Origin of the sequence: Micromonospora sp. WMMA1976 (assembly GCF_027497335.1) — a bacterium.
Lineage (GTDB): Bacteria > Actinomycetota > Actinomycetes > Mycobacteriales > Micromonosporaceae > Micromonospora > Micromonospora aurantiaca.
In genome coordinates, this window is the sequence record NZ_CP114912.1 from 3186561 (window position 1) to 3200605 (window position 14045).

General features: G+C 72.7%; 12 protein-coding genes. 5 read left to right on the forward strand and 7 right to left on the reverse strand.

The window, feature by feature from the left end; all coding sequences use genetic code 11:
• Positions 1 to 11: 11 nt before the first annotated feature.
• The 4 genes from nrfD to O7546_RS14775 form a co-directional block, all read right to left on the reverse strand.
• On the reverse strand, positions 12 to 1187 hold the full coding sequence (gene nrfD, locus O7546_RS14760) for an NrfD/PsrC family molybdoenzyme membrane anchor subunit (protein ID WP_281601095.1): 1176 nt from the start codon (positions 1185 to 1187) through the stop codon (positions 12 to 14).
• Entirely contained in the window at positions 1184 to 2227 is a 1044-nt protein-coding gene (locus O7546_RS14765; protein WP_281601096.1) for a 4Fe-4S dicluster domain-containing protein, read from the reverse strand. The genes nrfD and O7546_RS14765 overlap by 4 nt, the downstream gene beginning before the upstream one ends.
• Positions 2220 to 5543: a formate dehydrogenase gene (gene fdh / locus O7546_RS14770; RefSeq protein WP_228533040.1), complete on the reverse strand. Its 3324-nt coding sequence runs from the start codon at positions 5541 to 5543 to the stop codon at positions 2220 to 2222. Before fdh ends, O7546_RS14765 begins: the two co-directional genes overlap by 8 nt.
• Before the next feature lie 299 nt (positions 5544 to 5842).
• Positions 5843 to 6433: a hypothetical protein gene (locus O7546_RS14775; RefSeq protein WP_194803335.1), complete on the reverse strand. Its 591-nt coding sequence runs from the start codon at positions 6431 to 6433 to the stop codon at positions 5843 to 5845.
• 874 nt (positions 6434 to 7307) lie between these two features.
• Between O7546_RS14775 and O7546_RS14780 the strand changes: the two genes are divergently transcribed.
• Positions 7308 to 7634, forward strand: coding sequence for a hypothetical protein (locus tag O7546_RS14780; RefSeq protein WP_135240221.1), 327 nt, complete (start codon positions 7308 to 7310; stop codon positions 7632 to 7634).
• Positions 7631 to 8281, forward strand: coding sequence for a nucleotidyl transferase AbiEii/AbiGii toxin family protein (locus O7546_RS14785; protein WP_194803490.1), 651 nt, complete (start codon positions 7631 to 7633; stop codon positions 8279 to 8281). Before O7546_RS14780 ends, O7546_RS14785 begins: the two co-directional genes overlap by 4 nt.
• A gap of 62 nt (positions 8282 to 8343) precedes the next feature.
• Here O7546_RS14785 and O7546_RS14790 read toward each other — a convergent pair whose 3' ends face one another.
• The gene (locus O7546_RS14790; protein ID WP_194803489.1) at positions 8344 to 9246 is read right to left on the reverse strand and encodes an SDR family oxidoreductase; all 903 of its coding nucleotides are present in this window, start codon (positions 9244 to 9246) and stop codon (positions 8344 to 8346) included.
• A gap of 151 nt (positions 9247 to 9397) precedes the next feature.
• Between O7546_RS14790 and O7546_RS14795 the strand changes: the two genes are divergently transcribed.
• The gene (locus O7546_RS14795) at positions 9398 to 11188 is read left to right on the forward strand and encodes a 5'-nucleotidase C-terminal domain-containing protein (RefSeq protein ID WP_194803488.1); all 1791 of its coding nucleotides are present in this window, start codon (positions 9398 to 9400) and stop codon (positions 11186 to 11188) included.
• Positions 11189 to 11228: 40 nt separating this feature from the next.
• Here the strand turns inward: O7546_RS14795 and O7546_RS14800 are convergent, their stop codons facing one another.
• Complete coding sequence (locus O7546_RS14800) at positions 11229 to 11414, reverse strand: hypothetical protein (protein WP_228533086.1); 186 nt, start codon at positions 11412 to 11414, stop codon at positions 11229 to 11231.
• Positions 11415 to 11509: 95 nt separating this feature from the next.
• Here O7546_RS14800 and O7546_RS14805 point away from each other — a divergent pair, with 95 nt between their 5' ends.
• On the forward strand, positions 11510 to 12544 hold the full coding sequence (locus O7546_RS14805) for an NAD(P)-dependent alcohol dehydrogenase (RefSeq protein WP_281601097.1): 1035 nt from the start codon (positions 11510 to 11512) through the stop codon (positions 12542 to 12544).
• Here O7546_RS14805 and O7546_RS14810 read toward each other — a convergent pair.
• Positions 12531 to 13658, reverse strand: coding sequence for a geranylgeranyl reductase family protein (locus tag O7546_RS14810; protein ID WP_281601161.1), 1128 nt, complete (start codon positions 13656 to 13658; stop codon positions 12531 to 12533). The genes O7546_RS14805 and O7546_RS14810 overlap by 14 nt on opposite strands.
• Positions 13659 to 13801: 143 nt before the next feature.
• Between O7546_RS14810 and O7546_RS14815 the strand changes: the two genes are divergently transcribed.
• Positions 13802 to 14038, forward strand: coding sequence for a hypothetical protein (locus O7546_RS14815; RefSeq protein ID WP_013286401.1), 237 nt, complete (start codon positions 13802 to 13804; stop codon positions 14036 to 14038).
• Positions 14039 to 14045: the final 7 nt, after the last annotated feature.

The following is a 14045-nucleotide window of genomic DNA, read 5'->3' on the forward strand; positions in this document are numbered from 1 at the left end:
CCGGGGAGGTGTCAGACCTGGTCGGCGGCCCGCCGGTCGGCGCGTTCGCGCTGCGGCACGACCGTGTACCGCGGGTCGCGCGCCGACGCGACCCCACCGTGGAAGATCCCGAACCGGGTGCACACCGACGCGGCGATCAGCGCACCGCCGGACAGCGCGGACAGCATCCGGCTGCGCCGGCCGACCAGCGCGCCGACGACACCGGCGGCGGTAAGCGCCCGGCCCGCGCGCAACAGCTTGCCGGGCGTGCCCTGCGTGTAGGGCTCGCTGAGCAGGCCGAGCCGGTTCTCCACCCGGTGCGAACCCCACAGCTCCATCGCCGCGCCCGCGACCGCGAGACGCCGGGCCGGGCCGGCCTGCGCGCAGGGCGCGGCCACCAGCCCGACACCGGCGCCGCTGGCCAGGGCGCTGCCCGCGAAGATGGCGGGCAGTTCCGGGTACGCCTCGTGCCACGACGGCACCGCCGTGTCCGCCAGCAGCACCCCGGTGTACGTGGCCAGCGCCGGCGCGGTGACGGCGGCGACCACACCGGCGGCGTGCCCGGCCGGGGGTAGCAGCCGGCGGCCGAGCCCCAGCACGCCACGCTCGGGCAGCAGCGGGGCCACCTCGGCGACCGCGGCGGCCCCGGCGGCCGGGCCGAACACGCTGAGGATCCAGGTGCCCACCGACATCGGCGAGGTCACCTTCGCCACCCGCAGCATGTGGTGGAAGCGCGACGGCCGGCCCAGGTCGTTGATCAGGAAGTAGGTGCTCGCGCCGACCCCGGCCAGCGCGGCGACCCGGCCGCCGCGGCGCAGCGCCGGGCGGCCGGTGAGCTGCCCGCCCGCGGCCAGCAGCGACGAGCCGGCGGCGAGACCGCCGGTGAACAGGTACGCGGCGATGTCCCACCGCCACACCGGCGGCTTGAGGACGGGCCGGCCGTAGTAGGAGGTGAACTCGGCCGGCGGGACGTTGAGCTGCTCCCCGCCGCCCTTGCCGCCCCGGCGGCGGCGTGGTGCCGCGTCGCGGGGCGGGTGCGGGGCCAGGCCGGCGTCGCGGGAGCCCGCGTCGGTGCGGCCCACCCCGGGACCGGCCGCGGTGGCCCGGCTGCCGTTCTCGCGCTCGGCGGCGGTGCCGTTCTCGCGTTCCGCGGACAGGCGCTCGCGGAAGCGGCGGAACAGGTCACCGACCGGGCGGTCCGGGCTCACGACGATCCTCCGACGAACGCGGCGACGGCAGCCGCCGCCATGGCCAGGGCGGCGAACCCGGCCCGCTTCCACATCTTCGGCAGGTCCCGGGTGGTGACCACCGGGTCCGGCGGCAGCCCGTACACCTCGGGCTCGTCCAGCAGCAGGAAGAACGCGCCGTCGCCGCCCACCCCGTCGGTCGGGTCGTGGCCGTACAGGCGCGCCTCCGGCACGCCGCGCTCGTGCAGCGCGGCGACCCGCGTGGCGGCCCGTTCCCGCAGCTCGTCGAGCGGGCCGTACTGGATCGACTCGGTCGGGCACGCCTGCGCGCAGGCGGGCGTCATGCCCGCGCCGATCCGGTCGTAGCACAGCGTGCACTTCCACGCCCGGCCGTCGCCCTTGCGCTGGTCGATCACGCCGTACGGGCAGGCGGAGATGCAGTAGCCGCAGCCGTTGCAGATGTCCTCCTGCACCACCACCGTGCCGAACTCGGTGCGGAACAGCGAACCGGTCGGGCACACGTCCAGGCAGGCCGCGTGCGTGCAGTGCTTGCACACGTCGGACATCATCAGCCAGCGGAAGTCGGTGCGGGACTCCGGGCCGGTGGCCCGCCCGGGCGGCTGGGTGCCGGGCATGCCGAGGAACTCCGGACCGGCCGCCATCCGCGCCGCCGCCTCCGGCTGCCCCGGCGGCAGCCCTGGATTCGTACCCGTGTCGGGTGCCGTGCCCGCCCCGGCCGCCGCCGACGCCGGGCTGATCGCCGGGCCGGTCGGGTCGCCGGCGAACGGCGGCGTGCGGTGCCCGGCCGGGCGGGGCTGCTCGATGAACGCGACGTGCCGCCACGAGTTCGCGGTGAGCGCGCCGGTGTTGTCGTACGACATGCCGAGCAGGTCGAAACCCGAGTCCGGGACGCCGTTCCACTCCTTGCAGGCCACCTCGCACGCCTTGCAGCCGATGCAGACGCTGGTGTCGGTGAAGAAACCCATCCGGGGCGGCGCGTCGACCCAGCCCGCGTCCGGGGCCGGATCGAGCGGGCCGTACAGGCTGTTGGCGTCAGGCATCCCGATCCCCGTCCTGGTGCGCGGCGGCCGACTGCTCGTCGGTGCTGCCGGCGGCGTCGTCCCCGCCTACGGCGTCGGTGGTCACCACCGGGATCTTCCGATCCGGCGTCATCCCGGCCCGCCGCTGGTAGTCGCCGACCAGGTCCAGCAGCGGCGGACCGGTGGGACGACGGCCGGGCCGGATGTCGCAGGTGCCGACCTTGCTCTCCTGGATGAGCACGTTCGGGTCCAGCGTGATGCCGAACAGGTCGTTCGCCGAGTCGCCGGTGACCAGGCCCTCGGTGCCGAAGTGGTACGGCAACCAGACCTGGTGGATGATCCGGCCGTCCACCCGCAGCGGGGTGAGCCGGTCGGTGACCAGTACCCGCGCCTCGATCACCGCGCGGCCGCTGATCAGATGCGCCCAGCCCAGGTGGGCCAGCCCGAGCTCGCCAGCCAGCTCCGGGGACACCTCGACGAACATCTCCGGTTGCAGCTCCGCCAGGCGCGGCACGGTACGGCTCATCCCACCGGCCGTGTGGTGCTCGGTGAGGCGGCTGACCGTGAACACGTACGGGAAGACCTGGCTGTGCGGCTCCGGCGGACTCGGGTTCATCCGGTTGATCGGATGCTCGTAGATCTTGCGGGTCGGGTTGGCCTGCTGACCGTAGAGCGGGTTGCGCATCGGCGACTCGGCCGGCTCGTAGTGCGTCGGTAGCGGGCCGTCCAGGACGCCGCTCGGCGCGTACAGCCACGCCTTGCCGTCGCCCTGCATGACGAACGGGTCGTCACCGGCGAGCGCGGCCGGGCCGGAGGCGCCCTCGGGCGGCCGGTACGACGGCGGCTTCGTCTTCTCGAAGTCCGGCACGTCGTACCCGGTCCACTCGCCGGCGTCCGGATCCCACCAGACGTACTTCTTCCGCTCGCTCCACGGCCGGCCCTCCGGGTCGGCGGAGGCGCGGTTGTAGAGCGTGCGGCGGTTCGCCGGCCACGCCCAGCCCCACTCGGCGGCCACCCAGTCCTGCTCGTGGCGGGACCGGCGGCGGGCCGCCTGGTTCACGCCGTCGGCGTAGACGCCGGAGTAGATCCAGCAGCCGATCGCCGTGGAGCCGTCGTCGCGGGCCTCGCCGAACGCGTTCAGCAGGCGGCCGGTCGCCACCTCGTACCCGTTGATCTCCCTGAGCACCGCCTCGGCGCTCGGCTCCGCGTGCGGACCGTGCGTGGGGTAGTCCCAGGCCAGGTCCAGCAGCGCCCGGTCGCGGCGCGCGGTGGAACCGGCCAGCTTCTCCCGCAGCACCCGGCCGAGGTGGTAGAAGAACCACAGCTCGGAGCGGGCGTCGCCCGGCGGGTCGACGGCCTTCTCCCGCCACTGCAGCAGCCGCTGCGTCTGGGTAAAGGTGCCCTCCTTCTCCACGTGCGAGGCCGCCGGCAGGAAGAACACCTCGGTCCGGCACTCCTCCGGCACGATCTCGCCGGTGGCGACCTCCGGGCCGTTCTTCCAGAACGTGGCGCTCTCGATCATGAACAGGTCGCGGACGACGAGCCAGTCCAGGTTGGCCATGCCCAGACGCTGGGCCCGGCCGTGCGCGGAGCCGACAGCCGGGTTCTGGCCGAGCAGGAAGTAGCCCTTCACCTTGCCGTCGATCATGTTCAGGACCTGCTGGTACGTGCCGTGGTCGCCGGTCATCCGGGGCATGTACCCGTAGCAGAAGTCGTTCTCCGGCGTCGCCGCGTCACCCCAGTACGCCTTGAGCAGGCTCGCCGCGAACGCCCGCGAGTTGCCCCAGAAGCCCTTCTGGCCCGGGTGCCGGATGCTGTCCACCCACTTGTCGAACGTCGGGTGGTCGGCGTGGTGCGGCATCGGCAGGTAGCCGGGCAGCAGGTTGAACAGCGTCGGGATGTCGGTGGAGCCCTGGATGCTGGCGTGCCCGCGCAGCGCCAGGATGCCGCCGCCCGGGCGGCCCATGTTGCCCAGCAGCGTCTGGATGATCGAGCCGGTCCGGATGTACTGCACGCCCACGCTGTGCTGCGTCCAGCCGACCGAGTAGACGAGCGCGCCGGTGCGTTCCCGGCCCGAGTTCTCCGTCCAGGCGCGCGCCAGCTCGAGGAACTTCTCCTCCGGGATGCCGCACACGCGCGCCACCATCTCCGGGGTGTAGCGGGCGAAGTGCCGCTTCAGGATCTGGTAGACGCAGCGCGGGTGCTGCAACGTCTCGTCCCGCGGGGCCTGCGCCGGCACCGGCTCGCCGTGCGACTCGTGCTCCAGCCCGGAGGCCGAGTCACGTTCCTTGCCGGTGCCCCGGGCCTTGGCATTGTCCTCCTGGCCCTCGTACTGCCAGCTCGCGTGGTCGTACGAGCCGGTGTCCGGGTTGTAGCCGGAGAACAGGCCGTCCAGGTCCTCGGTGTCGGCGAACTGCTCGCTGACGATGTTCGCCGCGTTGGTGTACGCCAGCACGTACTCCCGGAAGTCCAGCTCGTTCTCCAGGATGTAGCGCACCACGCCGCCGAGCAGCGCGATGTCCGTGCCCGCGCGGATCGGCAGGTACGTGTCGGCGAGCGCGCTGGTACGTGTGAACCGCGGGTCGACGTGGAAGACCTTCGCGCCGCGCTTCTTCGCCTCCATCACCCACTGGAAGCCCACCGGGTGGGCCTCGGCCATGTTCGAGCCCTGGATGATGATGACGTCAGCGTTGGCGAGATCCTGCTGGAAGTCCGTCGCGCCGCCGCGACCGAAGCTGGTCCCCAGACCGGGGACGGTGGCGGAGTGTCAAATACGGGCCTGGTTCTCGATCTGGAGTGCCCCCATCGCGGTGAACAGCTTCTTGATGAGGTAGTTCTCCTCGTTGTCCAGCGTCGCGCCGCCGAGGCTGGAGATGCCCAGCGTCCGGTTCAGCGGGCGGCCCTCGTCGTCGACGTCCTCCCAGGTGTCCGCGCGGGCGGCGAGGATCCGGTCGGCGATCATGTCGAGCGCGACGTCGAGGTCCAGGTCTTCCCACTCGGTCGCGTACGGCCGGCGGTAGCGGACAGTGGTCTGGCGCAGCGGGCTGGTCACCAGGCTCTTGCTGGCCGAGCCCTTCGGGCAGAGCCGGCCGCGCGAGATCGGGCTGTCCGGGTCGCCCTCGATCTGGGTGACCTTGCCGCCGGAGTGGAAGACGCGCTGCCCGCAGCCGACCGCGCAGTACGGGCAGACCGAGCGGGCCATGCCGTCGGCGGTCTCGGTGCGAGGGCTCAGCTCCGCGGAGCGGGCCGACTGGGCGGCGGCGCCGCGACCGAGCGGGTCGGTGCCGGTGAGTTGCCGGTAGACCGGCCACCCCTGGATGAACGTCTTGAAACCCATCCGCGCACCCCCTCTCCGTCGAGAACGGCTCACCTCTGCCTGTAACCCTAGGCCAGCGACCAGGGGCGTGCGACTCGAGCCCACAGACAGAGCCGCCCCGGCCGGATGGCCGGGGCGGCTCTGGGCGTCGGTGTGCATGTCGCCTCTCGGCGAGTGGCGCGACGCGGCTCCAGCCGAACGGTATTCCGCGAAGGCAATTTAGGTGAGGCCCGGGGACACTGGACACACCGACGCTCTGCACAACGGTACCGGGGTCACGGTTCTTCCGCTCGCTCGTCGTGACCCCGGTCACCGCCGGGTCAGCTGTTCCAGTGCTGGGCGACCAGGTCGGCGGCCTGCTGTTCCCACTGGGCGTAGTGGTCGGGGTAGGCCGACACCTGGACGGTCTGGGCGGCGGCGGTCAGCGGCATGTCGCGCCAGCCGTCGACCTGCTTCAGACCCTTCAGGAAGGCGGTGGTGGAGTACTCGGGGTCGGTGATCTGCTCGACCGTGCCCCAACCACTGGAGGGGCGCTGCTGGAACAGGCCCTGCGAGTCGTGGTCGTTGCGGTCACCGAGGTGGCCGAGGTTCTCCAGCTTCGACTCCTGCAGGGCGGTGGCGATGGAGACGACCGCGGCACGCTCGTCCATGCCGGCCTTCTTCGTCGCCGCGATGATCGCCTTGACGTTGGCGGTCTGCTCGTCGTTCAGGTCGATGTGGGACTGGGCGCCCTGAACACCGTGCGGGATGAGCGCGGCGCTGTCCAGCTTGCCGGCGGCCTGCGTCGTGGTGACCGCGGCGTCCCGGGCGGTGGGGGTGCTGGTGTCGTGGTTGAGCGGGCCGGCGGCGAGGCCACCGGCGACGGTCAGACCGGCGATACCGAGGATGCTCTTACGCAGGATGCTGTTCATGGTGGGCTCCGTTCGGGGGTCGACGCACCCGGGGGTGGATGCGTGGGCACCGTCAGGCGCTCAAGGAAGTCTTCGGGGGGATCCGGCGCCTTGCTCTCACGCGGCCCGCGGACGCCGGGGGTGGCGTGCGGGGCGCACTGGTCGCGCCGGAGACATGTCCAACGACCGCCGGCCCGGGATCATTCCCGGACGCTGCCGCCCGCGTACTCGGGGTGCGGGGGCCGCTGCTGCGGTCGTTCACCAGGTATAACGCCCCGGCCCCGCCGCCGATTCCGCCGCCCGGGTGTCCCCGACCACCCCGAAACGGACACCGGACTCACCCCGGACACCGCCCTCGACCCGCCCGCTCCCCCACTCCGCCGACGCACACTCCCGCCGTCCGCCGCCTGCTCCCGCCCCCACTCACGTCGCGCCCGACCCCCCGCCCCGGCTCACGTTGCGCCCGTCCCCGCCCGCTAGCCGACTCGCGTCGCGCCCGCTCACGTCGCGCCCGCTCGGCCGCCCCTGCCGCGTCGATCATGAGGTTGGCGGCACATGATGTCCGATCTTGGAAGGAAACGGCCCTCATGGGGGCCGAAATCCTCCAAGATCTCCGGCGGAGAGCCGCGCGAGGTGAACAAGCTGAAGGCACGACGGGCGATCATGAAGTTGGCGGCACGAGCTGACCGGTTTGTCCGGTCCAACTTCATGATCGACGGGGCGAGGCGGGACAGGGCGGGGCGAGGCCGGGGGCGGCGGGGCGGCGTGGGGCGGGGCAGAGTGAGGCGGGCGGGGAGCGGGTGGCGGGCGGTCAGGCGGGGCGGGGCGGGTGCTGTGGGGGAGCTACGCGGGAACGATGGGGGGAAAGGGGCCGGGTTGGGGTTACCCTGATGCCATGTCGGTCACCGCGCACGCGTACCTCGCCCGCCCCGGGCGACCCGCCGTGGTGGCGCGCACCCTGGACGAGCTGACCGGCCCCACCACCGGCATCGTCGAGCTGCCGGTACGCCTGATGTGGAGCAGCGAACGCGCGTTCGACCTGGGCGACCCGGACGAGTTGCTCTGGATGTACGAGAACGTGCTGCGCGAGACGACCCGGGTGGAGGATCTGCGCGAGCTGATCCACGCGGGCACGTTGCGCCGGTTGTGGCCGCTGCTCAACCTGCCCCGGGGCGTACGCCTGGCCTGGGAGGGCCGGCACCGGAGCCTGCGCGCCGCGTGACCCATCCGCACGACTTCTACCGGCAGGTGGCCCGGGTGGCGCTTGCCGCGGCCGGCCCGCACCGTTTCGTGCTCGGCGGCGGCGTGGCGTGGGCCGTGCACGGCCTGGTCACCCGCCCCACCGAGGACGTCGACCTGTTCGCCGACGTGGAGGGCGCCGCCGCGGCGGCGGCCGACGGTGTACGTGCGGCGCTGGAACGGGCCGGTTACCGGGTGGCCGAGGTTGACCCGGGCGGGCTGGGTGAGGTGTTCGACGGCTTCGACCGGGACCTGCGCGACTTCGTGGTGAGCCGGGACGGCCGGCAGATCCGGCTCAGCCTGGCCCGCCTGGACCGGCACCGCAGCCCGGTGGTGATGGACCTCGGCCCGGTGATGGACGTACGGGACCTGATCGCCAACAAGACCGCCGCGCTGGTCAACCGGCGGGAGGTACGCGACTACATCGACGTCTCCGCCGCGCTGGACCGGTACACGGTCGCGGAGCTGCTGGAACTGGCCCGGCAGGTCGACCCGGCGCTTGATGACGAGGACGTGCGCGCGGCGGGCCGCTACCTCGACGGGCTGGCCGACCGCCGGTTCACCCGCTACGGCCTGGACGCGTCGCGGATCGCCGAGGTCCGCCGCCGGATGGCCACCTGGCCCCGCTGAGCAGCGGAACCAGGCGGCCGAGGGCGGGACCAGAAGGCCACGACGGCACCAGCCGGGGCGGCTCACTTCGTCGGGCGGCCACCCGTGACGCCGAGGATCTCGCCGGTGACGTAGCTGGACTCCTGGGAGGCGAAGTAGACGTACGCGGGCGCCAGCTCGGCCGGCTGGCCGGGACGGCCCAGCGGCGTGTCGGTACCGAACTGCTTCACCTTCTCCTCCGGCATGGTGGCCGGGATCAGCGGCGTCCAGATCGGGCCGGGCGCGACCGCGTTGACCCGGATGCCGCGCTCGGCGAGGTTCTGCGCGAGCGCCTTGGTGAAGTTGGCGATGGCGGCCTTTGTGGTGGCGTAGTCGAGCAGCTGCGGCGACGGGTCGAACGCCTGGATCGACGACGTGTTGATGATCGTCGAGCCTTCCTTCATGTGTGGCACCGCGAACTTGCAGAGCCAGAACATGGCGTACACGTTGGTCTTGAAGACCCGGTCGAACTGCTCGGTGGTGATGTCGAGCAGGCCGTTGTCCTGCGACATCTGGTACGCCGCGTTGTTGACCAGGATGTCGACGCCGCCGAGGTCGCGCAGCGCCTGGTCGACGAGGGCGCGGCAGTTGTCCTCCTCGCGCAGGTCGCACCGGACCGCGACGCCGGTGCGCCCGGCCTGCTCGATCAGGGCGACCGTCTCCCGGGCGTCCTTCTCCTCCTCGTCGGCGAGGTAGGTGACGAGCACGTCGGCGCCCTCGCGGGCGAAGGCGATCGCCACGGCCCGGCCGATGCCGGAGTCGCCGCCGGTGATGATCGCGCGCTTGCCGGTGAGCCGGTCGCTGCCCCGGTACGACTCCTCGCCGTGGTCGGGCTTCGGCCCCATCTCCTGCTCGTTGCCGGGCGGCGTCTGCTGTTGCGACGGCTGGCCGTCGCGCTGTCCGTACTGCTCGGCCGGGTGCTGCTGGGTGAACTGGTCCTCGCTCATGGATGCGCCCCTACCCCGGTGGCTGCCGGGAAAACAGCAGCGCGTGACCGGAAGGGAAACAATTCGGGCCGGTGTGGCGCACGCGACATGTGGTGGTTATGGTGCGCAACGGCGCCCACGAGGCGCGTACCCCCATTCGGAAAGGCACCTCATGACCTCCTCCTCCGGCGCCTCCCGGCGCCAGGTGCTGGCCGTCGCGGCCGCCGCCGCGACCGCTCCCCTGCTGGCCGGCGCGCCCGCCGAGGCGAAGCCGAAGCAGCCGAAGACCTGGGACCTGACGATCCTCGGCACGTCGGACACCCACGGCAACGTCTACAACTGGGACTACTACAAGGACGCCGAGTTCGACGACAGCAAGCACAACGACGTCGGCGTCGCGAAGCTCGCCACCCTGGTCAACCAGATCCGCGCCGAGCGCAAGGGCAGGGCCACGCTGGTCCTCGACGCCGGTGACACGATCCAGGGCACGCCGCTGGCCACGTACTACGCCAAGCAGGAGCCGATCACCAGCACCGGTGAGACGCACCCGATGGCCCGCGCCATGAACATCCTCAGGTACGACGCGGTGACGCTCGGCAACCACGAGTTCAACTACGGCCTGCCGCTGCTGGCCACCTGGATCGAGCAGCTCGGCTTCCCGGCCCTGGCCGCGAACGCGCTCAACGCGAAGACCGGCAAGCCGGCGTTCCTCCCGTACGTGATCAAGGAGGTCAAGCTCGGCGGGCACGGCGCGCCGAAGCTGCGCGTGGGCATCCTCGGCCTGACCAACCCCGGCGTGGCCATCTGGGACAAGGGCAACGTCGAGGGCCGCCTGGTCTTCGCCGACATGGTCGCCACCGCCACGAAGTGGGTGCCGGAGATGCGCCGCCGCGGCGCCGACCTGGTCGTCATCTCCGCCCACGGCGGGGACAGCGGCACCTCCAGCTACGGCCCGGAGCTGCCGAACGAGAACCCGACCGCGCTGATCGCCGAGCAGGTGCCCGGCATCGACGCGATCCTGTTCGGCCACGCGCACAACGAGGTGCCGGAGAAGTTCGTCACCAACCTCACCACCGGCGAGCGCGTCCTCACCTCGGAGCCGTCGAAGTGGGGCCAGCGGCTGACCCGGATGGACTTCACGCTGACCCGGGAGAAGGGCCGCTGGACGGTGACCGCCAAGTCGGCCACCACCCTGAACACCAACACCGTGGTCGAGGACCCGGCGGTGCTCGCGGCCGTGCGCGGCCAGCACGCCACGACCGTCGAGTACGTCAACCGGGTCGTCGCGCAGTCGAGCGTGGAGCTGTCGGCCGCCGAGTCGCGGTACAAGGACACGCCGATCCTCGACTTCATCAACCACGTCCAGACCGAGGTGGTCACCGAGGCACTCGCGGGCGGCGAGTACGCGGGCCTGCCGGTGCTGTCCATCGCCGCGCCGTTCAGCCGTACCGCGGTGTTCCCGCAGGGCGACGTGCGGATCCGCGACGTGGCGGGCCTCTACGTGTACGACAACACGCTGGAGGCGGTCGTGCTGACCGGCGCCGAGGTGAAGGCGTACCTGGAGTACTCGGCGAAGTACTTCGTCACGCTGCCGGCGGGCGCGCCGGTGAACCCGGAGACGATCAGCGATCCGGCGGTGCCGGACTACAACTACGACGTGTTCTCCGGCGTCGACTACGACATCGACATCGCCAGGCCGGTCGGGCAGCGGATCACCCGCCTGGTGCTGGCCGGCACGGACACGCCGGTGGCGGCGGACGCCCGCTTCGTGGTGGCGGTGAACAACTACCGGCGCAGCGGCGGCGGCAACTTCCCGGGCATCGTGAAGACCCAGGTCTACAACGCCCAGCAGGAGATCCGCCAGCTGCTCATCGACTGGGCACAGGCCAAGGGCGTCATCGACCCGGCCGACTTCTTCGTGCCCAACTGGAAGCTGGTCCGCGACGGCGTGCCGGTCTTCTGATCGTCCGGGCGGCGGGGTCCGGGCAGGTGCCCGGGCCCCGTCAGCCGCCCGCGCGCAGGTGCCACTCCGACTCCCCGCCGGCCGGGTCCGGCCGGTCCGGCGGGAACTCGGTCTCGGCGGCCTCGATCCGCTCCTCCGGGCGCACCCGGGCCGGCAGTTCGCCGAAGCGGACGTGCCGCAGGAACGCGTACTCCTCGTCGGTGAACGACTCGGCCGGCTCGCTCATGACCGCATTGTGCGCCCGCCCGTCCCGTCTCCGCATCAACCGCTACGGCAGGGGTATGCCGCCGCGACGACCGTGGGCGACGAGGTGGAGGAGACATGCGCGCAGTACGGATGACCGCACCCGGTGTGCTGGAGCACACCGAGGTGCCCACGCCGCAGGCCGGCCCGGGTGAGGTGCTGGTGCGCGTCGGCGCGGTCGGCGCCTGCCACTCCGACCTGCACATCCTCGACGCGCCGGCCGGGGTGTTCCCGATGCCGATGACGCTCGGGCACGAGATCGCCGGCACCGTCGACAGGGTCGGCGCCGGGGTGGACGGCTGGTCGCCCGGCGACCGGACCGCGGTCTACGGCATCATCGGCTGCGGCTACTGCCGGGCCTGCCTGCGAGGCGAGGAGAACCGGTGCCGGATCACCCCGGTCGGCGGTATCGGGCTCAGCCGCGACGGCGGGCTGGCCGATTACGTGGTGGTGCCCGCGTCCCGGCTGCTGCCGGTCGGCGACATGGACCTGACCCAGGCGGCGCCGCTGACCGACGCCGGGCTGACCCCGTACCACGCGGTGGACCTGGCGCGGCCCCGGCTGCGGCCCGGCACCACCTGCGTGGTGATCGGCATCGGCGGCCTGGGGCACATGGGGTTGCAGATCCTGCTCGCCACCACCGCGGTACGGATCATCGCGGTCGACACGAACACCGCCGCGCTGGACCTGGCCGGGCGCCTCGGCGCCCACCACACGGTGCAGGCCGGCCCGGACGCGGTGGACAGGATCCGCGAACTGGTCGGGCCGGCGCCGGACGGCGCGGACGTGGTGCTCGACTTCGTCGGCGCGCAACCCACGCTGGACACCGCCCGGCAGGTGGTCGCCACCGGCGGCCAGATCCTGCTGGTGGGCCTGGCCGGCGGCACGCTACCGGTGCGGCCGGTCGCCGACGAGCCGCCGCCGGTGCCGCTGGAGACCGGCGTGGTGGTGCCGTTCTGGGGCACCCGATCCGAACTGCACGAGGTGATCGCGCTGGCCCGCGACGGCCGGCTGCACGCCGACGTGCACACGTTCCCCCTCGCGGAGGCGCCGCAGGCGTACGAGGCGCTGCGCCGGGGCGAGGTACGGGGGCGGGCGGTCATCGTCCCCTGAGCGGGGGCAGCCGGTCGAGCAGCGCCAGACCGGCCCGTACCGGCCGCCGGTCGAGCACCTCGGCGAAGCTCGCCCGCCCCTGGCAGAACCGGACGAACATCCGCCAGCCGAGCGGGCTCGCCAGCATCGCGTGGAACACGTCGGGCCGCCGCTCGAACACCTCCAGCAGCCGGTGCCCGGCGCGCATCTCCGGCGTCAGCCGCCGGTCGACCTCCCGGGCGTACGCGTCGAGGTCACCGGCGGCCACCGCCTCACCGGCCAGCCGGCCCGAGCGCAGCGCGTAGCTGATCCCCTCCCGGCTCCACGGCTCCAGCAGCCCGGCGGCGTCCCCGGCGACCAGCACCCGGCCGTGCCGCAGCGGGGAGTCCCCGGTGCGGCAGCGGGTCAGGTGGCCGGAGTCGTGCTCCGGCCTCACCCCGGACAGGCCGAGCCGATCGGTGAAGTCGCGCAGGTAGGCGCGGGTCCGGTCGCCGTCGCCGCGGGCGGATATGACACCGACGGTGAGACGGTCGCCCTTGGGGAACACCCACGCGTACGAGCCGGGTAGCGGCCCCCAGTCGAGCAGCACCCGGCCACGCCAGCGGTCCCGCTCGGTGGCGTCCACCGGCAGTTCCAGTTCCAGGCCGAGATCGACCTGCCGGAAGCGCACCCCGACGTGGCGTGCCGTCACGCCGGAGGAGCCGTCCGCGCCGATGACGGTACGGGCGCGTACCGTCTCACCGCCGGCCAGGCGCAGGCGTACCTCGTCGGGGTCCTGCTCGATCGCGCGGACCGCGACGCCCTCGCGGACCTGCGCCCCGGCGGCTACGGCGGCGGCGCGCAGCCGGTCGTCGAACTCCTCCCGGCGGATCATGGTGACCAGCGGTGCGGGGTGCCGGCGGGTGAACGCGCGTCGCCCGTCCCGGGTGAACGTGATCCGGTCGACCCGGTCGTGGGCGGGCACCTCGAAACGCTCGGCGACCTCGGCGAGCGAGGTGCCGATCAGGCCGCCGCCGCACGTCTTGTACCGGGGGTGGGTGGCCCGTTCCACCACGAGCGTGCGGACGCCGGCCCGGGCCGCGGCGTGCGCGGCGGAGAGTCCGGCGGGCCCGCCGCCGACCACGACGAGATCCATGATCACGGGTGCAGCCTAGGGCACCGCCGTGCCGCGCCGCCCGGTACGACAGTCGAACGGGTGAGCATCATCGGGGCCCGTCCGGGTAAGCGCCGGTCGCCGGCCGTCCGCGGGTCGGGCGGTCCACGCCGAGGAGGGAAGCGATGCCTCAGGTCCAGCTGTCTGCGGTCGAGGAACGGGTCTACCAGGCGGTGTCCGCGCTGGAGGTGCAGGGACACGTCCCCTACCCGGACCTGATCGCCCAGGAGACCGGGATGACCGAGGAGGAGCTGCGCGAGCCGCTGCACTCGCTCACCGAGCGAGGGCTGCTGCACCGCGAGGACTCCCCGATGTCCGGCCTGGACTTCGGACCCCGGTGGTGCGCGCGCCAGATGGCGTGATCGAGTC

Coding starts and splice junctions, on each gene's coding strand:
- O7546_RS14775 (WP_194803335.1), bottom strand. CDS start 6,433: ATGAACAGCATCCTGCGTAAGAGCATCCTCGGTATCGCCGGTCTGACC.
- O7546_RS14805 (WP_281601097.1), top strand. CDS start 11,510: ATGCGCGCAGTACGGATGACCGCACCCGGTGTGCTGGAGCACACCGAG.
- O7546_RS14800 (WP_228533086.1), bottom strand. CDS start 11,414: ATGAGCGAGCCGGCCGAGTCGTTCACCGACGAGGAGTACGCGTTCCTG.
- O7546_RS14810 (WP_281601161.1), bottom strand. CDS start 13,658: ATGGATCTCGTCGTGGTCGGCGGCGGGCCCGCCGGACTCTCCGCCGCG.
- O7546_RS14815 (WP_013286401.1), top strand. CDS start 13,802: ATGCCTCAGGTCCAGCTGTCTGCGGTCGAGGAACGGGTCTACCAGGCG.
- O7546_RS14790 (WP_194803489.1), bottom strand. CDS start 9,246: ATGAGCGAGGACCAGTTCACCCAGCAGCACCCGGCCGAGCAGTACGGA.
- O7546_RS14765 (WP_281601096.1), bottom strand. CDS start 2,227: ATGCCTGACGCCAACAGCCTGTACGGCCCGCTCGATCCGGCCCCGGAC.
- O7546_RS14780 (WP_135240221.1), top strand. CDS start 7,308: ATGTCGGTCACCGCGCACGCGTACCTCGCCCGCCCCGGGCGACCCGCC.
- O7546_RS14795 (WP_194803488.1), top strand. CDS start 9,398: ATGACCTCCTCCTCCGGCGCCTCCCGGCGCCAGGTGCTGGCCGTCGCG.